At 70.7% G+C, this 20,416-nt stretch carries 15 protein-coding genes; 4 read left to right on the forward strand and 11 right to left on the reverse strand.

Going from position 1 to position 20,416, the window contains the following annotated elements:
- Nucleotides 1-4 precede the first annotated feature (4 nt).
- The gene (locus AAG689_RS00125; protein WP_406624275.1) at nucleotides 5-1,534 is read right to left on the reverse strand and encodes an ABC transporter substrate-binding protein; all 1,530 of its coding nucleotides are present in this window, start codon (nucleotides 1,532-1,534) and stop codon (nucleotides 5-7) included.
- Nucleotides 1,535-1,631: 97 nt separating this feature from the next.
- Here AAG689_RS00125 and AAG689_RS00130 point away from each other — a divergent pair, with 97 nt between their 5' ends.
- Both AAG689_RS00130 and AAG689_RS00135 read left to right on the forward strand, forming a co-directional pair.
- A complete protein-coding gene (locus AAG689_RS00130; RefSeq protein WP_406624276.1) occupies nucleotides 1,632-3,677 on the forward strand; it encodes a diguanylate cyclase in 2,046 nt (681 codons plus the stop codon).
- Complete coding sequence (locus AAG689_RS00135; RefSeq protein ID WP_020227802.1) at nucleotides 3,667-4,329, forward strand: HAD family phosphatase; 663 nt, start codon at nucleotides 3,667-3,669, stop codon at nucleotides 4,327-4,329. The genes AAG689_RS00130 and AAG689_RS00135 overlap by 11 nt, the downstream gene beginning before the upstream one ends.
- Before the next feature lie 59 nt (nucleotides 4,330-4,388).
- Here the strand turns inward: AAG689_RS00135 and AAG689_RS00140 are convergent, their stop codons facing one another.
- Nucleotides 4,389-5,681 carry a hydroxymethylglutaryl-CoA reductase, degradative gene (locus AAG689_RS00140; protein WP_406624277.1) on the reverse strand — a complete coding sequence of 431 codons (1,293 nt, stop codon included), beginning with the start codon at nucleotides 5,679-5,681 and terminating at the stop codon, nucleotides 4,389-4,391.
- Between the two features lie 70 nt (nucleotides 5,682-5,751).
- Between AAG689_RS00140 and AAG689_RS00145 the strand changes: the two genes are divergently transcribed.
- Nucleotides 5,752-7,146, forward strand: coding sequence for a PLP-dependent aminotransferase family protein (locus AAG689_RS00145; protein WP_406624278.1), 1,395 nt, complete (start codon nucleotides 5,752-5,754; stop codon nucleotides 7,144-7,146).
- A 12-nt stretch (nucleotides 7,147-7,158) separates the two neighbouring features.
- Here the strand turns inward: AAG689_RS00145 and AAG689_RS00150 are convergent, their stop codons facing one another.
- From AAG689_RS00150 to AAG689_RS00190, 9 genes are all read right to left on the reverse strand, one after another.
- Nucleotides 7,159-8,808 carry an AMP-binding protein gene (locus tag AAG689_RS00150; protein WP_406624279.1) on the reverse strand — a complete coding sequence of 550 codons (1,650 nt, stop codon included), beginning with the start codon at nucleotides 8,806-8,808 and terminating at the stop codon, nucleotides 7,159-7,161.
- Nucleotides 8,802-10,430, reverse strand: a complete 1,629-nt coding sequence (locus tag AAG689_RS00155; RefSeq protein WP_406624280.1) for a GMC family oxidoreductase — start codon at nucleotides 10,428-10,430, stop codon at nucleotides 8,802-8,804. Before AAG689_RS00155 ends, AAG689_RS00150 begins: the two co-directional genes overlap by 7 nt.
- Nucleotide 10,431: 1 nt before the next feature.
- Nucleotides 10,432-11,154 (reverse strand): ABC transporter ATP-binding protein, encoded by a 723-nt coding sequence (locus AAG689_RS00160; RefSeq protein ID WP_406624281.1) that lies wholly within the window; start codon nucleotides 11,152-11,154, stop codon nucleotides 10,432-10,434.
- Nucleotides 11,144-12,937, reverse strand: coding sequence for an ABC transporter permease subunit (locus AAG689_RS00165; protein WP_406624282.1), 1,794 nt, complete (start codon nucleotides 12,935-12,937; stop codon nucleotides 11,144-11,146). The genes AAG689_RS00160 and AAG689_RS00165 overlap by 11 nt, the downstream gene beginning before the upstream one ends.
- Nucleotides 12,937-13,857, reverse strand: a complete 921-nt coding sequence (locus AAG689_RS00170; protein ID WP_406624283.1) for a branched-chain amino acid ABC transporter permease — start codon at nucleotides 13,855-13,857, stop codon at nucleotides 12,937-12,939. The genes AAG689_RS00165 and AAG689_RS00170 overlap by 1 nt, the downstream gene beginning before the upstream one ends.
- Nucleotides 13,858-13,985: 128 nt before the next feature.
- Nucleotides 13,986-15,182, reverse strand: a complete 1,197-nt coding sequence (locus AAG689_RS00175) for an ABC transporter substrate-binding protein (RefSeq protein ID WP_020227794.1) — start codon at nucleotides 15,180-15,182, stop codon at nucleotides 13,986-13,988.
- Between the two features lie 84 nt (nucleotides 15,183-15,266).
- Nucleotides 15,267-16,889, reverse strand: a complete 1,623-nt coding sequence (locus AAG689_RS00180) for a GMC family oxidoreductase (protein ID WP_406624284.1) — start codon at nucleotides 16,887-16,889, stop codon at nucleotides 15,267-15,269.
- Nucleotides 16,886-17,557, reverse strand: a complete 672-nt coding sequence (locus AAG689_RS00185; RefSeq protein WP_406624285.1) for a glutathione S-transferase family protein — start codon at nucleotides 17,555-17,557, stop codon at nucleotides 16,886-16,888. The genes AAG689_RS00180 and AAG689_RS00185 overlap by 4 nt, the downstream gene beginning before the upstream one ends.
- 36 nt (nucleotides 17,558-17,593) lie before the next feature.
- Nucleotides 17,594-18,667: an AraC family transcriptional regulator gene (locus AAG689_RS00190; RefSeq protein ID WP_406624286.1), complete on the reverse strand. Its 1,074-nt coding sequence runs from the start codon at nucleotides 18,665-18,667 to the stop codon at nucleotides 17,594-17,596.
- Nucleotides 18,668-18,799: 132 nt separating this feature from the next.
- Between AAG689_RS00190 and AAG689_RS00195 the strand changes: the two genes are divergently transcribed.
- Complete coding sequence (locus AAG689_RS00195; RefSeq protein WP_406624287.1) at nucleotides 18,800-20,407, forward strand: carboxyl transferase domain-containing protein; 1,608 nt, start codon at nucleotides 18,800-18,802, stop codon at nucleotides 20,405-20,407.
- The last annotated feature ends 9 nt before the right edge of the window (nucleotides 20,408-20,416 follow it).

Consider the following 20,416-nt stretch of genomic DNA (forward strand, 5'->3'; position numbering starts at 1 on the left):
GCTCTCAGGCCCAGTGCAGCGCGCCGATGTCGTGCGCGAAGATGGGGTAGTTCATCCACGCGCCGTGCAGGCCCTTGCGCACCACCGTGCCGATCTTGGGCGCGAAGATCCAGGCGTTGACCGCGTCCTGGGCCAGGTGGCGCTGCAGCGCGGCGAACAGCACCTGCCGCTCGCGCGCGCTGGTGGCCGCGGCATGGCGCTGCGCCAGTTCGCGGAAGGCGGGGCTGTCGTAGCCGAAGTAGTAGTTCGGGTCGGTGTAGATGAGGTAGTCCAGCGGCTCGACGTGGTTGATGATGGTCATGTCGAACCGGCCATTGAACGGGCCGGCCAGCCACTGCGGCCACGTCAGTTTCTCGATGCGCACGGTGATGCCCACCTGTGCCAGGTGCGCCGCCACCACCTCGCCGCCCGCGCGCGCATAGGGTGCTGGCGGCAGGCTGAGCGTGAGTGCCAGCGTCTTGCCCACGCCGGCCTGCTTGAGCAGGGCGCGCGCGCGGTCCGGGTCGTAGGGGTAGGTGGTGGCCAGATGCACGTAGCCCGCGTCGGTGGGCGCGAAGTGGCTGCCGATGGCCGTGCCGCGCCCTTCGAGCACGGTGCGGATGAAGGCCTCGCGGTCGATGGCGTGGGTGATGGCGCGGCGCACGCGCAGGTCGTTCAGCGGCTTGCGCCGATGGTTCAGCGCCAGCATGCCCTTGCCGCCCGACGAGCCGATCAGCAGCTGATAGCGGGCGTCGTCCTGCAGCCGGTTGACGGACTGCGTGGCGTAGTGGAAGAACAGGTCGATCTCCCCGGCCCGCAAGGCGGCGAACTGGTCGTCGGGCTCGCTCAGGAAGCGGAAGGTGGCGCGCGCCATGGACACGGACGCCGCCTGGCGGTAGGTGTCGGTCTTGGCCAGGGTGATGGAGTGGCCGGGCTGGCGGCCCGCGACGCGGTACGGCCCGGTACCCACGGGGTCGGTGGCGGCCTGCGCGGCGCTGTCCGGGTGCAGCACCACGGCCGTGTTCTCGCCCAGGCGGAAGAGCAGGTGCGCGTCGGGGCGGTGCAGCGTGAGCACCACCGTGTGCGCATCGGGCGTGCCGATGGAGGCGATGTTGTCGAACAGCGCCTTGCGTGCCTTGTTGGTCGAGCCCGGCGCGCCTGAGCGCTCCCATGAGAAGCGCACGGCGGACGCGTCCAGCGCCGCGCCGTCGTGGAAGCGCACGCCCTGGCGCAGGCGGAAGGTGTAGGCCAGCCCGCCCGGGTCCTGCTGCCACGATTCGGCCAGCAGCGGGGTGATGGCGCCGCTTTCCTCTATCTTGGTCAACCCCTCGAACACGTTGTAGTGCGTCACCTCGCCCACGGCGGCGGCTGCGGCCATGGTGGGGTCCAGGCTCTCGGGCTCGAACGACATGTTGATCGTCACCGCCTGCCGCTCGCCCGCGCGCGGCTGGGCGAGGGCCGTGAGCGGCGTGAGTGCCGTGGGAGCGGCCGCCAGGGTGGCCAGCGAGCGCGCCAGGCACGTGCGGCGCGTGAAAAGGGGCGGCTGGTCGGTCATGTGCGGGCTCCTCGGAAAGGGGGCTCTACAAAATGTGACATAGTATCCAGACACGCACGCACGCTCCCAAGAATCCTCACTCCGCCGCGCACCATCGATGACCGTTGCAGCGTCCCACGACCCGCGCCGCCGGCGCCCCTGGGCCTGGTGGATACTGCCGCTGGCCGCGCTGGGACTGGTGATGGCGATGGGCTGGGGTGCCTACGAGGTCTACCAGGACCGCGAGAAGCGCTACCGCCACCAGGTCGAGAGCGCGCTGCGCGTGGCCAACATGCTGCAGGCCCAGAGCGTGGCCGACTGGCGCCAGCGGCGGCTTGCCGAGGGCGCGGCCCTGCTCGACGACAGCCTCTTCGCACAGGCCGTGGCGCGCTGGCAGGCCACTCCCGCGCCGGAGCGCGAGGCGCTGGTGCGCGAGCGGCTGCGCACCATGGTCGAGCGCGCGAAATACACCGCCGCCTACCTCGTCTCGCCGGACGGGCAACTGCTGCTGTCGCCCGCGGGCCCGGCGAACGGGCAACTGCCGCTGCCCGCGCGCCGGGTGCTGCAGCGCGCGCTGGATCAGGCCGAGCCGGCGATGGTGGAGATGCACCGCAACGCGCTGTTCGCCTTCCCCATCTTCGGCGTGCTCGCGCCCGTGTTCGACGGCGTGCGCCCCGTGGCCGCCGTGTGGCTGGTGAGCGACGTGCGCACCACCCTCTATCCGCTGCTGGACGCCTGGCCTTCGGCCAGCCGCACGGCCGAATCCGTCCTGGTGGAGCGCGACGGCGACGAGGTGCTGTACCTGAGCCCGCTGCGCCACCGCTTCGACGAGCCGCTGACGCTGCGCGAGCCCCTCGCCGGGGCGGACAACGACGACCCGGTGCAGCGCGCAGCGCTGGGCGCGCGCGGCACGCTGTACGGGCGCGACTACCGCAACGAGCGGGTGCTGGCCATGGTCAGCACCGTGCCCGACTCGCCCTGGCTGCTCATTTCCAAGATGGACGTGGCCGACGCCTTCACCGACGCCCAGCGCCGCGAATGGCTGGCCCTGGCGCTGCTGGCCAGCCTGGGCCTGCTGTGGGCGGGCAGCATGGCCGTGCTGTGGCAGTGGCGCGCATGGCGGCGCGAGCGCGCGCTCAAGACCGAGCTGGAGCGCAATATGCGCTGGCTGGAGAACGCGCAGCAGGCCGCCTCCGTGGGCTACTTCGCCTACGACGCGGCGCGGGCCGAGTTCTTCATGTCGCGCATGGCCAGCGCCATGTTCGGCCTCCCCGCGGACGGCTACATGACGCTGCGCCAATGGGTCGCCATGCTGCACCCCGGGGAGCGCGAGCGCGTTCTCGACATCCACGGCCGCGCGCTCTCGGGCCGCGCGCCGCTGCGCACCCAGTACCGCATCCTGCGGCCGAGCGACGGGCAAGTGCGCTGGATCGAGGTCTGGGGCGAATACGGCAGCGACGACGAGGCCGGCCCTGCGCGCATGACCGGCACCGTGCAGGACATCACCGAGCGCAAGCACGCCGAGGAGCAACTGGCCCGCTACCGTGCGGCGCTGGAGGAGCGCGTGCGCCTGGACGCGCTCACCCAGGTGGCCAACCGCCTCGCGCTCGACGAGGTCGTGGCGCAGGAGTGGAGCCGCGCCGAGCGCGACGGCAGCTCGCTCGCGCTGCTGATGATCGACGTGGACCACTTCAAGGCCTACAACGACCGCTACGGCCACGTGGCCGGCGACCAGTGCCTGCAGAGCGTGGCTCGCGCGCTGTCGTCGGGCGCGGTGCTGCGCGCGAGCGACCTCGTCGCGCGCTATGGCGGCGAGGAATTCGCCGTGCTGCTGCCCGGCACCGACGCCACCTTCGCGGCGCAGGCCGCGCAGCGGCTGTGCGAGGCGGTGAACGCGCTCGCGCTAGAGCACAGCGCCAACCCCCAGGGCGACCGCGTGACCATCAGCGTCGGCGTGGCCAGCCTGCGTCCGCGCGACGTGGCCGCGCCGCCGGGCCAGCCCCGTGCCGGCGTGGACGCCGCGCAGGCGCTTTTCCAGCAGGCCGACGCAGCGCTCTACCGCGCCAAGCAGGCCGGCCGCAACCAGGTGGCCATCTATGAACCGGGGCGCATGGACGTGCTGCACGCGCCGGCGCCCGTACCGCAAGACCTCCATGACCTTTGATGCCATTCTTTTCGACTGCGACGGCGTGCTCGTCGACAGCGAACCCATCACCAACGGCGTGCTGTGCCAGATGCTGGGCGAAGCCGGCTGGGACCTGTCGCCCGCCGAATGCCTGCGCCTGTTCATCGGCCGCACCGTGCGCAGCGAGGCTGCCCGCATCGAGGCCGAGACCGGTCGCCCGTTCACCGACGCCTGGCTGGCCGAGTTCTACGAGCGCCGCAACGTACGCCTGCGCGCCGAACTGGTCGCCATCCCGAATGCGCCCGAGGCCGTGCGCGCCGTGCATGCGCGCCTGGGCGGGCGCATCGCTTGCGCCTCCGGGGCCGACCGGCAGAAGGTGGAGATGCAGCTCGAACAGGTGGGGCTGGCCCCGCTGTTCGCAGGCCGCGTGTTCAGCGGCCACGAGATGCCGGCCACCAAGCCCGCGCCCGACGTGTACCTGGCCGCCGCCGCCGCGCTGGGCATTCCCCCCGCGCGTTGCCTGGTGGTGGAAGACACCGTGACCGGCGTCACCGCCGGCGTGGCCGCGGGCGCCACCGTGGTGGGCTACAGCCCTTCCAGCATCGGCCATGGCTCGCCCGAGGACCTGCGCGCGGCCGGGGCGGTGCGCATCATCGCGGACATGGCGGAGCTGCCCGCGCTGCTGGGCTGATTGCTCAGTTTTCGATAGCTGCCTGCGCTTGATGGGTAAGCGCTGGAGACTGATTAGGCCTAATTTCCTGCACGCAGGGCGGCCAGCAGCGCCTGTGCCCGGTCGGTGCGCACGTCCTTCTCCTGCGCCATCTGGCGGGCGACGTGGTCGATCTCGGCACCCGTCGCGCCGGCCACGATGGCGATGTTGCGCGCGTGCAGCGCCATGTGGCCGCGCTGGATGCCTTCGGTGGCCAGCGCGCGCAGGGCGGCCAGGTTTTGCGCCAGGCCCACGGCCACGGCGGTCTCGCCCAGTTCCTGTGCCGTCTGCACGCCCATGATCTTGAGCGACAGGCGCGCCAGCGGGTGGGTCTTGGTGGCGCCGCCCACCAGGCCCACGGGCATGGGCATCTCCAGGCTGCCCACCAGCCAGCCGCGCGCGTCCTTCTCCCAGCGCGTCAGCGAGCCGTAGTGCCCGTTGCGGCAGGCCCAGGTGTGGGCGCCCGCCTCCACCGCGCGCCAGTCGTTGCCGGTAGCGACGATCACCGGGTCGATGCCGTTCATGATGCCCTTGTTGTGCGTGGCGGCGCGGTAGGGGTCGACGGCGGCGAATTCGTAGGCGTCGAGGATGCGCTCGATCATGTCGCGGCCGTCGTATTCGGCCGTGGTCAGCACTTCGGGCGACAGGGCCACGCGCGCGCGCGACAGGCGCAAATCGGCCAGGTTGGAGAGGATGCGCAGCCGCACCTGCCCGCCCGTGATGGCCTCGACCAGCGGCGAGACGGATTCGGCCATGGTGTTGACGGTGTTGGCGCCCATGGCGTCGCGCACGTCCACGATCAGGTGCATCACCAGCATGGCGCCGCGCCGCGTGCTCTCCAGCACGTGCACCTCGATGTCGCGGCAGCCGCCGCCCAGGCCGATGAGCACCTTGTCGCGCTGGTTGGCCAGGTCGATGATTTCCTGGCGGCGGCGCAGCAGCGACTGGCGCGCGCCGTGCGGGTCGGTCAGGCCCAGCACCTGCACCTGCGCGCGCATCAGCGGCGCGGTGCTCGACGTCTCGAAGCCGCCGCACTCGCGTGCGAGCTTGGCCATGAAGGAGGCGGCGGCCACCACGGAGGGCTCCTCCACCGCCATGGGCACGAGCACGTCCTTGCCGTTGAGCTGGAAGTAGCCGGCCACGCCCAGCGGCAGCTCGAAGGTGCCGACGACGTTCTCGATCATGCCGTCGGCCACGGCGGGGTCCAGCGCGCCGGCGTGGGCGAGCCGCCCGGCATCTTCGTCGCTCAGGTGCGCGGCGGCCACGAGGTGCTGCAGGCGCTGCGGCACGGTCATGGAGCGGAAGCGGGGCAGGCGGGAGTCAATGGTGGTCATGGTGGATAGGGCAATGGCGGGTAAGGGAATCGGAACGGGCGGCGGGCGGGCACAGGTACAGTGCGGGCACATGAGCGCCACACCTGACCCCTTGTTCATCGTGCTGGCGGATTCGCTGGAGCGGCAGATCCGGGGCGGCGCATACCGCAGCGGCGACAAGCTGCCCTCGCTGCGGGAGATCGCGGCATCGCGCGGCTACGGCAAGAACACGGTGGTCTCGGCCTTCGAACTGCTGGTGGCCCGGGGGCTGGTGGAGCCCCGGCGCGGCGCGGGCTTCTTCGTCAAGGAGGCCGTGCACCAGGTCCACCAGGCCGGCGAGAGCGCCGACAACCCGTCGCGGCGCCGGGCCATGGACATCGTCTGGCTCATGCGCATGCAGCTGCGCAACGAGCCCGGGCAACTGGCGGTGGGCGATGCGTTCCCGCCGTCCGAATGGCTGGCCGGGGCGCGGCTGGATCGCTCGCACCACAAGGTGGCGCGCGGTGGACTGGGCGCGCTGTTCCGCTACGGCGACCGGCTGGGCTACGCCCCGCTGCGCCACCGCCTCGTGCGGCGCCTGGCGGACGTGGGCATCGATGCCCACCCCCAGCAGATCGTGCTGACCCACGGCGCCAACGAGGCCATGGACCTGATCGTGCGCTACTTCGTTCCGCCCGGCGGCGTGGTGCTGATCGACGACCCCGGCTACTACCCGCTGCTGGGCAAGCTGCACCTGGCCGGCGCCCGGATCGTGGGTGTGCCGCGCCTGGCGGACGGCCCCGACCTGCAGGCGCTGGAACACGTGCTCCAGGCCGAGCGCCCGCGCCTCTTCTTCACGCAGTCGCTGGCCCACAACCCCACGGGCTCTGACCTGTCGCTGGCCAAGGCACAGGCGGTGCTGCGCCTGGCCGAGCAGCACAACTTGCTGCTGGTCGAGAACGATGCGCTGAGCGACTTCCGCCCCGCCACGGCGCCGCGGCTGTCGGCGCTGGACGGACTGGAGCGCACGCTCTACCTCGGCAGCTTCTCCAAGTCGCTGTCGGCCGCGCTGCGCGTGGGCTACGTCGCCTGCAGCGCGGACCTGGCGCAGGACCTGGCCGACCTCAAGATCCTCACGGCCGTCAGCAGCTCGGAATACGCCGAGCGCGCCGTCGAGACGCTGCTGGCCGAGCGGCGCCATGCCAGGCACCTGGAGCAACTGCGGGCCCAACTGGCCGAGGCCACCCACAACGCCTACGCACTGCTCGACCGCATGGGGGCCGAGGTGTTCGTGCGCCCCGCGCACTCGCTGTTCATCTGGGCGCGCTGGCGCGGCTTCGACGATGCCCAGGCGCTCGCCCAGTCCATGCTGGACATGGACATCGTGATGGCGCCCGGCAACATCTTCAGCGTGGACAGCGAGCGGGTCAGCCCCTGGTCGCGCTGCAATCCGCACGCGGTGCAGGATCCGCGCTTCGCGCGCGCGCTGGAGCGGCTTCGCGGATGAGGGCATGGCGTTTCAGCCTTGGGCCTTCTTCTGGCGCTTCTTCCACGCACGCAGGTCGTGCATGCCCGGCAGCGTGCGCGGGTCCACGCCCGGGCCGAAGATGCTGTGCTTCTGGATCTTCTGCGTGCCCGTGGTCGGGATCTGCTCGCTGAACCAGACCCAGCCCGGCGTCTTGAAGTACGCGAGCCCAGCCTCGCAATGCGCGAACAACGAGCGCAGCAGGGCCTGCGTGTCCGGTGCCTTGCGTGCATGGGGCTTGAGCACGATGCAGGCCAGCACTTCCTCTTCGCGGATGTCGTCGGGCACGGCCATGACGGCGGCCATCTCCACGTCGGGGTGCGTCAGCAGCCAGGCCTCGACCTCGGCCGCGGCGATGTTCTCGCCCGAGCGGCGGATGATGTTCTTGCGCCGCTCCACGAAGTGCAGCATGCCCGTGGCGTCCCGCGTGACCACGTCGCCGGTGTGGAACCAGCCGCCGCGCCACGCGGCCTCGGTGGCGGGCTCGTCGTCGAGGTAGCCCGAGAAGAAGTCTTTGCGCGGCGTTGCGGCTGAATGGCGGATGAGCATTTCGCCGGGCGTGCCGTCGGGCACGTCGTTGCCCGCATCGTCCGCCACGCGCACGTCGATGCCGGGCGTGGCGCGGCCGAAGGCGCGCGTGCCCACCTGGCGCGGGGGCTGGCAGTCGATGAGGATGCGCACGTTCTCGGTCATGCCCCAGAGTTCGAGCAGCGGGAAGCCGAAGCGCTCTTCGAACGCCGCGTGCAGTTGCGGCTCCACGCCCGCGCCCATGCCGAAGCGCACGCAGTGGTCTTTGTCGCCGGGTGAAGGCGGCTGCACGCAGAGCATCTGCACGATCACGCCCAGGTAGTGGACGATAGTGGCGCGCGTATCGCGCACCTCGCTCCACCAGCGCGTGGGCTGGAAGCGGTCGGTCTGGATCTGGCAGTTGCCCGTGAGCAGCGCCGCTTGGAACGAGAGGATGGACGCGTTGACGTGGAACAGCGGCAGCGGGTTGTAGATGCGCTCGCCCTCGGGCCGGAAATCGACGAGGCCACCGCGCGTGGCGTAGTAGGCGCCAGCGGCCAGCTCGTAGCGGTGCGAGAGCACGCAGCCCTTGGGCCGGCCCGTGGTGCCCGAGGTGTAGAGGATGCTTGCGGGCGTGTCGGCCTCGGGCGTCCAGTCCGTCGCTGGCGAGGGAGATGGAGGCAGGGCGGCGTCGAACTGCTCGAAGACCACGGTGGGCGGCTGCCACGTGGCCTCGCGCGCGCCGGCCTGCCAGTCGGCCTGGCGCGACTGCAGCACCACGGCCAGGTCCACGTGCGCGTGGTCGATCAGGTAGGCCAGCTCGCGCGGGCGGTAGTCGGGGTTGACGGGCACGCAGCAGATGCCCAGCGCATTCATCGCCAGTTTGTGCAGCATGTGCTCCAGGCGGTTTTCCAGCAGCAGGGCGATGCGGTGGCCCTTGCCGTAGCCCGCCGTGCGGTAGCGGTCCATGAGCCCTTGCATCGCCTGTGCTGCTTGCGCATAGGTGATGGTGCGGCCCTCGGGGTCGTAGGCGCGCGCGGGGTTGGGCGGGGCCACCAGCAGGGGCCGGTCGCCGAATTCGGCGGCGGCCTCCTGCAGCACGCCGCCGATGGTGGCGTTTTCATGCGGAGTCAGCATGGGTTTCTTCCCAGAATGAGGTCGGCCGCCTTCTCGCCGATCATCATCGACGCGGCGCAGATGTTGGCCGAGGGGATGGCCGGGATGACCGACGAATCGGCCACGCGCAGGCCCTGCAAGCCGTGCACGCGCAACTGCGCATCGACCACGGCGCCCGCTTCGGGCGACGGCCCCATGCGCGCCGTGCCGCAAAGGTGGTACGACGAGACGCCGTAGCGGCGGATGTAGGCAAGGATGTCCTCGTCGCTCTCCGCGTGCTTGCCCGGCATGGCCTCGGTCTCGAAGAAGGGGGCGAGCGCCTGGGTGCGCAGCAGGCCGCGCGCCAGGCGCACGCCGGCGGTGAGCACGCGCACGTCTTCCTCGTGCGCCAGGTAGTTGGGGCGGATCAGCGGGTCGGCCCACGGGTCGTTCGACCGCAGCCGCACTTCGCCCTCGCTGCGCGGGCGGTGCGCCCAGACGCCGCAGGTCATGCCGGGGTAGGTGTCGAGCTGGCCCACGTAGCCCTCGCGGTAGCTGGCCGGGGTGAACACGCCTTGCAGGTCGGGCCGCACGCCGTCGCCCAGGCCCGAATGCCAGAAGAAGTGCACGAGCGAGGGGCTCAACGCGAGGATGTTGGGCTTGCCCGCGAGCCAGCGCGCCGCCTGCGCCCACAGGCGCGGCACGCGCGCCAGTTCGTTGATGGTCACCGCGCTGCCGCGCCGCACGTGCCCGACCACGCGCACCGAGAAGTGGTCTTTCAAATGCGCGCCCACGCCCGCGAGGGGGCGCACCACTGGCAGGCCCAGCGCCTGCAACTGATCGGCAGGGCCGATGCCCGAGAGCTGCAGCAGCCGGGGCGTGTTGATCGCGCCCGCGCAGACGATCACCTCGCGCCGCGCGCCGACCGCTTTGGCATTCCCCTGCGGGCCGCCGTGCGCGTAGGCCACGCCCACGGCGCGCGTGCCGTCGAACACGATGCGCGTGGCCTGCGCATGGGTGCGCACCGCCAGGTTGCGCGGGGGCTGGCGCAGGTAGCCGCGCGCCGTGCTCTGGCGCCAGCCGCGGTGGATGGTGCGCTGGAAGTAGCCCACGCCCGCCTGGGTGTCGCCGTTGTAGTCGGGGTTGCGCGGCAGGCCCTGCTCCTGCGCGCCCGCGATGAAGGCTTCGCAGATCGGGTGCGTCCAGTCGATGGGCGTCACCGGCACGCGGCCCGCCGTGCCGCGCCGCGTGCTGCTGGCGGGGCCCAGCCAGCGCTCGTTGCGCTGGAAGTAGGGCAGTACCTCGGCGAACGACCAGCCGGGGTTGCCCAGCGCGGCCCAGCCGTCGTAGTCCTCGGCCTGGCCCCGGTTGTAGATCAGGCCGTTGATCGCGCTCGACCCGCCCAGGGTCTTGCCCTGCGGCAGCGGCACGCGCCTGTCCAGCGTGCGCGCATCGGGCTCGGAGCCATACGTCCACGTATAGCCAGGGTCGAACAGCATCTTGATGAAGCCAGCCGGCAGGTGCAGGTAGGGGTGGCGGTCGGGTGGCCCGGCTTCGAGCAGGCAGACGCTGATGGCCGGGTCTTCGGCCAGCCGCCGCGCCACGATGGCGCCGGCCGCGCCCGCGCCGACCACCACGTAGTCGAAGCTTTCCGCGAAGTCCACGTCAATGCCCTCCGAGGTAGGCGGCACGCACCTTGGGGTCGCGGCGCAGTTCGCGGCCGGGGCCTTCCAGCGTGATGCGCCCGGTCTCCAGCACGTAGCCCCGGTCGGCCACGGCCAGGGCCTGGTTGGCCATCTGCTCCACCAGCAGGATGGTCACGCCCAGCGTGCGCAGGCTGCGGATGGTGTCGAAGATTTCCTTGACGATCAGGGGCGCCAGGCCCAGCGAGGGCTCATCGAGCAGCAGCAGTTGGGGCCGCGCCATCAGCGCGCGGGCGATGGCCAGCATCTGCTGCTCGCCGCCGGACATGGTGCCCGCCATCTGCTGCTGGCGCTCGCCCAGGCGCGGGAAGCGCTCGAACTGGGCCTGTATGTCGGCCTCGATCTCCGCCGCGCCGGCGTCGCGGTGGTAGGCGCCCAGCAGCAGGTTGTCGCGCACGGTCTGGTCGGCGAACACCTGCCGGCCTTCGGGCGACTGCGCGATGCCCAGCGCCACGCGCCGGTGGCCGAGCGTGGCGGCAAGATCCTGGCCTTGAAAGAGCACGCGCCCGGCCTTCGCGGGCTCCAGGCCCGAGATGCAGCGCATCAGCGTGCTCTTGCCCGCGCCGTTGCCGCCGATGATGGTGACCACCTCGCCCGCCCGCACGTGCAGCGAGACGCCCTTCAATGCCTGCACGGCGCCGTAGTGCACGTGCAGGTCGTCGATGCGCAGCAGTTCATCGGACATGGGCGTCCTCCTCTTCGTCCGCGTCGTCGGTGCCCAGGTAGGCCGCGATCACGCGCGGGTCGTTCTGTACCTGCGCGGGCGCGCCCTCGGCGATCTTCTGGCCGTAGTCGAGCACGATCACGTGGTCGGACACGGCCATCACCAAGTCCATGTGGTGCTCGATCAGCAGCACGGTGATGCCCAGGTCGCGGATGCGCAGGATCACCTGCGCCAGCTCCTGCGTCTCCTGCGGGTTCAGGCCGGCGGCGGGCTCGTCGAGCAGCAGCAGGCGCGGGTGCGTGGCCAGCGCGCGCGCCAGCTCCAGGCGGCGCTGCACGCCGTAGGGCAGGCTGCCGGCGATCTCCTGCGCCTTGTCCTTGAGGCCCAGGGCGTCGAGGATTTGCAGCGCCTCGTCGCGCGCGGCGCGCTCGGCCGCGCCGCCGCGCCCCAGCAGGCTGCCGAAGAAGCCCGTGGGAATGTGCGCGTGCAGGCCGAGCTTCACGTTGTCCAGCACCGACATGCCCGCGAACAGCTTGAGGTTCTGGAAGGTGCGCCCCAGGCCCGCGCGCGCGATACGGTAGGGCGGCAGGCCGGTCACGTCGCGCCCGTTGAAGCGGATGCTGCCCTTGTCCGGCGGCACGATGCCCGAGAGGATGTTGAGCAGCGTGGTCTTGCCCGCGCCGTTGGGCCCGATCAGCGAGTGCACGTGCCCGGCGCGGATGCGCACGTCCACGTGGTTCGTGGGCACCACGCCGCCGTAGGCTTTGTAGAGGCCCTGGGCTTCAAGCAGCATGTCGGTGGAAGCGGCTTCGCCGCGCGGGCGCCAGGGCGCGAGCTGCTGGGGCAGCGGCTCGGGCGGCAGCAAGCCGGGCGCCCATTGGCGCGCCATCTTCTTCACGAAGCCGGCCAGCCCGTCGGGCATGGCGTAGAGCGCGAACAGCAACAGCGCGCCGTAGGTGAAATGCTGCACGCCGGGCCAGCGCGAGAGGAACGCGTCCAGCAGCGTGAGCACCACCGCGCCCAGCAGCGGCCCGTAGACCGAATGCCCGCCGAACAGCACCATCAGCAGGATGAAGACCGACAGGTTGAAGGTGATGAAGTCGGAGTTGATGTACTGGTTCTGCTGCGCGATCAGCGCGCCCGCCAGCCCGCAGGTGACGGCGCTGATCACGAAGGCCAGCACCTTGAAGCGGTAGACGCTGATGCCCACGCTCTCGGCCGCCACCTCGGCGGTGTTCACGGCCATGAAGGCGCGCCCGAACCGCCCGCGCAGCAGCAGGCGCAGCATCACGTGCAGCGCCACGCCCAGCAGCAGCACGAACCACACCCAATGTTTGGAGCTGAACATGGTGCCGCCCAGTGACAGCGGCAGCACGCCGTAGATGCCCTGCTGGCCCGCGAACACGTCCTGCCATTCGGAGACGATTTTCTCCACCACGATGCCGAAGCCGATGGTCACCATGGCCAGCGCCGGGCCCTTCACGCGCAGCGCGGGCAGCGCGATGACGATGCCGAAGATGCCGGCCATCACGCCGGCCGCGGCGAAGGCCGGCCACGGGTTCCAGCCCCAGCGCGCGGTGAACAGCGCCACGGTGTAGGCGCCCACGGCGAACAGGCCCGCGTGGCCCAGCGACTTCTGCCCGGTGTAGCCCACCAGCACGTTCATGCCCGCGGCGGCGATGTAGTTGACGCCGATGAGGAACAGCACGCGCAGGTAGAAATCGTTGTCGGTGAACAGCGGCACGGCCGCCGCCAGCGCGGCGACGATGGCGAGCCAGAGATAGTGTTTGCTTTCGCTGCCCATCACACCTTCTCCACGATGCGCTGGCCCAGCAGCCCCTGCGGGCGCACCACGAGCACGACGATGATGAGCACGAAGATGCTGATCTCGCGCAGCTCCGCGTGCCACAGGCCCACCAGCGCCTCGATCACGCCGAGGATGAAGCCCCCCAGCATGCAGCCGCGCGGGCTGGTGAGCCCGCCCAGGATGGCCGACGAGAAGGCTTTCAGCGCCAGTGTCATGCCCATGAAGACCGACGCGGTGGTGATCGGCGCGATCAGCAGCCCGGCGAGGCCCGCGAGGCTGGAGCTGATGACGAAGGCCAGCACCACGATGGCACTGACGTTGATGCCCATCAGCGTGGCGGCGGCGCCGTTCTGCGCCACGGCGCGCACGGCCTTGCCGATCTTGGTGCGGCGCATCACCCAGTCCAGCGTGAGCAGCACGGCCACGCTGGCCACGAGCACCAGCACTTCCTGCGGCAGCACGCCCGCGCCGCCGATGCGGATCACGTCGCTGCCCAGCGGCGAGGGCATGACCAGCGGCGACGGCCCCCAGATGGCCAGCGCCGTGTTCTGGATGATGATGCCGAAGCCGATGGTGCTCATCACCCAGGCCATGCCGCCCTGGCCCACGAAGGGCCGCACGGCCGCGTAGTAGAGCAGCACGCCCAGCAGCGCCAGCACCGCCATGGAGCCGACGAGGCTCAGCAGGTAGCGCGTCATCGTCACCTCTTCGGGCAGCAGCGCGTCGGTCATCTGCTTGCCCGCGAGCAGCAGCAGCACCGAGACCGCGACGAAGGCCCCGGCCACCAGGAACTCGCCCTGGCCGAAGTTCAGCGTCTTGGTGGTGTTGAAGGTGATGTTGAAGCCCACGGCCACGAGCGCGTAGATGCTGCCCAGGGCCAGGCCGCTGAAGATCGCCTGGAGTATCGATTCGGCCATGCGCTGCCTTCCGCTGACGCTGGAGATATCAAAAAAGTGAGCTGCTGGCGCTTGTCGTACAACGGTTTCAGTATGAAATCCATCTGAAACCGGCTTGTAGCAAGCGCAAGCAGCTCCTGTTTTTCAGCTCACTGCTTGAGATCGGCAGGCGTGAGGGACTTGTACACGTCGTCCTGGAAGCGCTGCACCTCGGTGCCGTTCTTCCAGCGCGCGAGGTAGAAGTCGCCCACGTGCAGGCCCTCGTGCATGGTCTTGCTGAAGGGCTTGTCGTAGGTCTTGATGACGCCCTGTACGCCGCTGACGTTCTCCAGCGCGGCGGCGACCTTCTCGCCGTCGGTGGTGTTCGCCTGCTTCATCGCGGCGGCCAGCAGCATCACCGAGTCGTAGGCCTGCGCGGCGCAGGGGAAGCAGGTCAGCGCGGGGAAGTTCTTGCGCACGCGCTCGCCCAGGGCCTTGGTCTTGGCGGAGGTGTCCTCGGTGGTGGACGCGGCCAGGATCAGGTGCTCGGACAGCTTGGGGCCGGTCATCTTCGGGAACAGCGAGCTCAGGTTGCCCCAGGTGCCCAGCGTGACGGGCATGTAGTTGATCTTCTCCATGCTGCGCACCACCTGCGCGGCGCCGTCGGCGATGCCGTAGATGATGACGGTGTCGGCCCCCGCGGCCTTGATCTTGTTGAGCTGCGAGGTCATGTCCGTGTCCTTGGGGCCGTACTTCTCGACGGCCACGGGCTTCACGCCGTGCAGCGCCAGCACCTCGGTCGCGTCCTTGATGCCGCCCTGGCCGTAGCCGGTGGAGTCGGCCAGCACGGCGATCTTCTTGTCCTTGGACGCCTTGACCGCATACGCGGCCAGCAGCGACACCTGCTCACGATCCACCATCGACACGCGGAACAGGTAGTTCTGCGGCTCCTTGGCGTAGCGCGTGGTGATCTCGGTGGCCGTGCCGATGGGCACCACCACGGGGATCTTCTTCTGCTGCGGAATGTGCAGCCAGGCCAGTGCGTTGCCCGAGTTGGCGGGGCCGACCAGCGCCTGCACCTTCTCGCTGTCGAGCAGGTCCTGCACCGTCTGGATGGCCTTCGGCGGTGTGCCCTGGTCGTCGCGGATCACGCCGACCACCTTCTTGCCCAGGATGCCGCCGGCCTTGTTGACGTCCTCGATGGCGGCCTCGAAGCCCCAGCGCCCGGCGATGCCCAGCTCGGCCACGCCGCTGCCGGATTGGTCGGCCGTGTAGCCGATCTTGATGTCCTGCGCGTGGGCGGCGAAGGCGTAGGCCACCGTGAGTGCGGCGGCTGCCGCTTGGGCGATCTGGCGGATTCCTGTCATGGCTTGTCTCCTGTGGTGATGTGGTGCAGCGAAGCAATGTAAGCCTACTGTATCCATCGCGATAGGTACAGTTTGCGCTGACAGCTACGCCCGCAGCAGCAGATCGGCCGCCTTCTCCGCGATCATCATCGTCGGCGCGCCGGTGTTGCCCGAGGGCATGGCGGGCATGACCGAGGCGTCGGCCACGCGCAGCCCCTCGATGCCGTGCACGCGCAACTGCGCATCCACGACAGCTGATGCATCGCCCGCCGGCCCCATGCGGCAGGTGCCCATGAAGTGCCAGGCCGTGCCGCCGCGCTGGCGCGCGTACTCCAGCAAATCCTCGTCGCTCACGGCCTCGGCGGGCGGCGCCTCGTCGCGCAGCACGTAGGGCAGCAGCGGCGGCGCGTGCAGGATGCGGCGCGTGAGGCGCAGGCCGTCGATCACCACGCGGCGGTCTTCCTCGCGCGCCATGTAGGCGGGCTGGATTTCCGGCGATTCGAACGGGTCGGCCGACAGTGCCCGCACATGCCCGTGGCTCGCGGGCCGCATCTGGTAGAAGCCCAGCGTCATGCCCGGAAAGCCGTCGAGCTTGCCCGCGATGCCCGAGGCGTAGCTGCCCGGCGAGAAGTGGAACTGCAAATCCGCCGCGTCCAGCCCCGGCCGGGACGCCGCGAACGCATAGGCCACCGAGGGGCTCACGGCCAGCACGCTGGGCCGGCCCAGCAGCCACTTGCCGATCTCCAGCCCCAGGCGCCAGCCGCGCGCCGTGCTGTTGATGGTGGTGGCGCCCTGCACGCGCACCACGGAGCGCACCATGAAATGGTCTCGCAGCCGCTGGCCCACGCCGGGCAGCGCATGCACCGGTTGCACGCCCAGGCCCTGCAGCCATTCCAGCGGCCCCACGCCCGACAGTTGCAGCAGCTTGGGGCTGTTGATGGCGCCTGCGCACAGAACCACCTCGCGCCGCGCGCGCACCGTGCGCTGCGCGTTGCCCGGCTGCATGCGCACCTGCACGCCCACCGCGCGGCGGCCTTCGAACAGGATGGCCGTGGCGTGCGCGCCGGTGCGCACGTCGAGGTTGGTGCGCCCGCGCGCGGGCTTGAGGAAGGCCGTCGCCGCACTCACGCGGCGGCCCTTGTGGATCCAGCGCTGGTAGTAGCCCGCGCCGTCCTGCACGCCCAGGTTGTAGTCACCCGCCGGGCCGATGCCCAGGGAATGGGCGCTGGCGATGAAGCCGTCGCACAGCGGGTGGCGCCAGTCGCAGTCGGTGATGGGCAGCAGGCCATCGCGCCCGCGGTGGGGCCCGTCGCCGCCACTGCCGCCGCCGATGCGCCGCTCGGTGCGCTGGAAGCAGGGCAGCACCTCGGCGTAGCTCCAGCCCGGGTTGCCCTGGGCCGCCCAGCCGTCGTAGTCGCTGGCGGTGCCGCGCGTGTAGTTGAAGCCGTTGATGGCGCTGGAGCCGCCCAGCGTGCGCCCCAGCCGCGTGGTCACGCGCCGGCCCGCCGTGCCCTCGCCGGGCGCGGTCTCGAAGGGCCACGTGTAGCGCGGGTCGTAGCCCACCTTGATGAAACCGGCCGGGATGTGGATGAACGGGTGGCTGTCGGGCGGGCCCGATTCGAGCAGGCACACGCTGTGGCGACCGTCCTCGCTCAGGCGGTGGGCCAGCAGGCAGCCGGCCATGCCGGCGCCGACGATGACGTAGTCGAAGGTGTCGGTGGTGGTCATGCCGGGCGCAGGTCGGGTGAAGGGGTGGGGTCTACGCCTTGCTCCAGCGCGGCGCGGTGCTGCGCCTGCAGCGCGCGCTGGAATGCGGGGCGTGCCTGCAGCCGCTGCCAATAGGCGGTGACGGCGGGCGGGAACTGCGCGTCCAGGCCCAGGTGCTGCGCCAGGTGCAGCGCGTAGGCCACGGCCACGTCGGCGGCGGTGAAGTGGCCGGCGCAGAGGAATTCGCCCTGCTGCAGCGCCGCATCCACGGCGCGCAGCCGCGCGAGGAACCAGCGCGCGTAGTCCTGCGCCACCTGGGGCTGAAGGCGCTCCGGGGGCTCGAAGTGGGTGTAGCGCAGCACCAGCGTCTGCGGGAAGGTGAGCGTGGCGTCGCTCATGTGCAGCCAGTTCAGGTAGCTGCCATAGGCCGGGTCGTCCACGGCCACGTCGAGGCGCCCATCGCCGTGGCGCGCCGCGAGGTACTGGCACATGGCGGCCGACTCGGTCATGCGCGTGGCGCCGTCCTCCAGCAGCGGCACGGTGCCCAGCGGGTTGTCTTGCAGGAACGGGCGGGCCAGCACGCGCGGCGGAAAGGGCAGCATGCGCAGGCGGTAGGGCACGCCCAGCTCCTCCAGCATCCACAGGGGGCGGAAGGAGCGGGCGCTGACGCAGTGGTGTAGGACGATCATGGTGGCGTGCATCGTGGCCGCCGGGGCGGGCGGCTGTCAACCGGCCGGGGTTGCCGCGTGCGCCATGCGGGTTGCCGATGGAGCCTGCTTGCGGAACTCGGCCGGCGACTGGCCCGTCCAGCCCTTGAAGGCGCGGATGAAGCTCTTCTCGCTCTGGAATCCCGCCGCCTCGGCCACCTGCTTGACGGGGCGGCGGCTGCGCAGCAGCAGCTCGGTGGCGCGGTGGCGGCGCACCTCGTCCTTCAGGGCCTGCAGCGTGGCGCCCTCGTCCTTGAGCTGGCGGTGCAGCGTGCGCGGGGACATGTGCAGGCGCGCGCCCAGGGCCTCGGCGCTGTGCATGGCGCCGGGTTCGTCCTGCAGCAGCTGGCGCACGCGCTGCACCAGCAGGCGGTCGCGTCGGTACTGCAGCACCGTGAGCGGCAGGGCGTTCTGCAGCATCTGGCGCAGCGCGCGCTCGTCGCGCCGCAGCGGCAGTTGCAGGTACTGCGCGTCGAAGGAAATGGCCGCGTGCGCGGCCTGGAAGGCGGTGCCGCCGTGGAACAGCACCGCATAGGCCGGCGCATGCGCGGGCGCGGCGAAGGGAAAGCGTGCGCCCAGCAGCGGGATGCGCGAGTCGATGTACCAGCAGGCCAGCCCGTGGATGTTGCGCAGCACCGAGACCAGGCAGAACTCGCGCATGCCGGGCGGCAGGCTGTCCAGCTCGGTGATCTCGATGTGCGCCACGCCGCCCTCGCCGTGCAGCGTGAGCACGATGTCGGGCGCGATCAGGCCGTGGTGCCGGCACCAGCGCGCCAGCGCCACCCGCAGCGTGGGCGCGCTGAGGCTGGCGCGCGCGAGCATGCCGTAGCTGCCCCAGGGCAGGCGGCGGCTGAACCAGCCCAGGGCCTCGTCGTCCAGCGCGCGCATCGCGTGGTCGGAGAGCTGCTGCATCTGCCAGGCGGTGATGCGCGCGCCGGGGTCGGCCAGTTGCTCTGGCGCGATCCGCGCCCTCTCCAGCGCCAGGAGCGCGGCCTCTCGCGGCTGTCCGTGGCGCTCGTAGGCGCGCAGGATGGCCTGCACGAAGGCGATGGGCGTGGCGGCCACGAGGGGCTGGGCGGGTGGCGTCTGCATGGCGCCCAGTGTGCCGCATGCCGGGCGGACGGGTGGCGCGATTTGCAACCTGCCTGGCGGGGAACCACGGGTGACTCGCGCCGCGCATCGCCCCACAATCGTGCAACTCGTACCTCGCCGGAAAGCCCGCCCATGCCGATCCTGGAATCCCAGCTCAACCCCCGCTCCGCCGATTTCGCCGCCAATGCCGCCGCCATGCGCGCCGTGGTGCAAGACCTGAAGGATCACGTCGGCCGCATGGCCCTGGGCGGCGGCGAGTCCGCGCGCGCCAAGCACGTGGCGCGCGGCAAGCTGCTGCCGCGCGAGCGCGTGGAGATGCTGCTCGACCCCGGCACGCCCTTCCTCGAACTCTCGCCGCTGGCCGCGCTGAACATGTATGGCAACGACGCACCCGGCGCGGGCGTGATCGCCGGCATCGGCCGCGTGAACGGCGTGGACTGCATGATCGTGTGCAACGACGCCACGGTGAAGGGTGGCACCTACTACCCCATCAGCGTCAAGAAGCACCTGCGCGCGCAGGAGGTGGCGCAGCAGAACCGGCTGCCGTGCATCTACCTCGTCGATTCGGGCGGCGCCAACCTGCCCAACCAGGACGAGGTCTTTCCCGACCGCGACCACTTCGGCCGCATCTTCTACAACCAGGCCAACATGAGCGCGCAAGGCATCGCGCAGATCGCCGTGGTGATGGGCTCGTGCACGGCCGGCGGCGCCTACGTGCCCGCGATGAGCGACGAATCCATCATCGTCAAGAACCAGGGCACCATCTTCCTGGGCGGCCCGCCGCTGGTGAAGGCCGCCACGGGCGAGGTCGTCACGGCGGAGGACCTGGGCGGCGGCGACGTGCACACGCGCCTCTCGGGCGTGGCCGACCACCTGGCGCAGAACGACATGCACGCGCTGGCGCTGGCGCGCGCGGCCGTGGCGAATTTGAATGCAAATCAGGCTCCAGCGCTTGATGGACAAGCGCCGGAAGCTCCTAAATATGCAGCGGAAGAACTCTACGGCGTGATCCCCACCGACACGCGCAAGCCCTTCGACGTGCGCGAGATCATCGCCCGCATCGTCGACGGCAGTGCGTTCGACGAATTCAAGGCCCGCTTCGGCAACACCCTGGTTTGCGGCTTCGCGCGCATCGAGGGCATGCCCGTGGGCATCGTGGCCAACAACGGCATCCTGTTCAGCGAAAGCGCGCAGAAGGGCGCGCACTTCATCGAGCTGTGCTGCCAGCGCAAGATCCCGCTGGTCTTCCTGCAGAACATCACCGGCTTCATGGTCGGGCGCAAGTACGAGAACGAGGGCATCGCGCGCCACGGCGCCAAGATGGTCACGGCCGTGGCCACGGCCAATGTCCCCAAGTTCACCGTCATCATCGGCGGCAGCTTCGGCGCCGGCAACTACGGCATGTGCGGCCGCGCGTACTCGCCGCGCTTCCTCTGGATGTGGCCCAACGCGCGCATCAGCGTGATGGGCGGCGAGCAGGCCGCGAGCGTGCTCGCCACCGTCAAGCGCGACGGCATCGAAGCCAAGGGCGGCACCTGGAGCATGGAGGAGGAAGAAGCCTTCAAGGCCCCCATCCGCCGCCAGTACGAAGACCAGGGGCACCCCTACTACGCCACCGCGCGCCTGTGGGACGACGGCATCATCGACCCGGCCGACACGCGCCGCGTGCTGGCGCTGGGGCTGGCCGCCGCGCGCCACGCGCCGGTCGAAGACATGAAATTCGGCGTGTTCCGCATGTAAGGAGGCGAC

Origin of the sequence: Acidovorax sp. SDU_ACID1 (assembly GCF_045291395.1) — a bacterium.
In the GTDB taxonomy this organism is placed as follows: Bacteria; Pseudomonadota; Gammaproteobacteria; order Burkholderiales; family Burkholderiaceae_C; genus MR-S7.

Coding starts and splice junctions, on each gene's coding strand:
- AAG689_RS00125 (WP_406624275.1), bottom strand. CDS start 1,534: ATGACCGACCAGCCGCCCCTTTTCACGCGCCGCACGTGCCTGGCGCGC.
- AAG689_RS00130 (WP_406624276.1), top strand. CDS start 1,632: ATGACCGTTGCAGCGTCCCACGACCCGCGCCGCCGGCGCCCCTGGGCC.
- AAG689_RS00135 (WP_020227802.1), top strand. CDS start 3,667: ATGACCTTTGATGCCATTCTTTTCGACTGCGACGGCGTGCTCGTCGAC.
- AAG689_RS00140 (WP_406624277.1), bottom strand. CDS start 5,681: ATGACCACCATTGACTCCCGCCTGCCCCGCTTCCGCTCCATGACCGTG.
- AAG689_RS00145 (WP_406624278.1), top strand. CDS start 5,752: ATGAGCGCCACACCTGACCCCTTGTTCATCGTGCTGGCGGATTCGCTG.
- AAG689_RS00150 (WP_406624279.1), bottom strand. CDS start 8,808: ATGCTGACTCCGCATGAAAACGCCACCATCGGCGGCGTGCTGCAGGAG.
- AAG689_RS00160 (WP_406624281.1), bottom strand. CDS start 11,154: ATGTCCGATGAACTGCTGCGCATCGACGACCTGCACGTGCACTACGGC.
- AAG689_RS00165 (WP_406624282.1), bottom strand. CDS start 12,937: ATGGGCAGCGAAAGCAAACACTATCTCTGGCTCGCCATCGTCGCCGCG.
- AAG689_RS00170 (WP_406624283.1), bottom strand. CDS start 13,857: ATGGCCGAATCGATACTCCAGGCGATCTTCAGCGGCCTGGCCCTGGGC.
- AAG689_RS00175 (WP_020227794.1), bottom strand. CDS start 15,182: ATGACAGGAATCCGCCAGATCGCCCAAGCGGCAGCCGCCGCACTCACG.
- AAG689_RS00180 (WP_406624284.1), bottom strand. CDS start 16,889: ATGACCACCACCGACACCTTCGACTACGTCATCGTCGGCGCCGGCATG.
- AAG689_RS00185 (WP_406624285.1), bottom strand. CDS start 17,557: ATGATCGTCCTACACCACTGCGTCAGCGCCCGCTCCTTCCGCCCCCTG.
- AAG689_RS00190 (WP_406624286.1), bottom strand. CDS start 18,667: ATGCAGACGCCACCCGCCCAGCCCCTCGTGGCCGCCACGCCCATCGCC.
- AAG689_RS00195 (WP_406624287.1), top strand. CDS start 18,800: ATGCCGATCCTGGAATCCCAGCTCAACCCCCGCTCCGCCGATTTCGCC.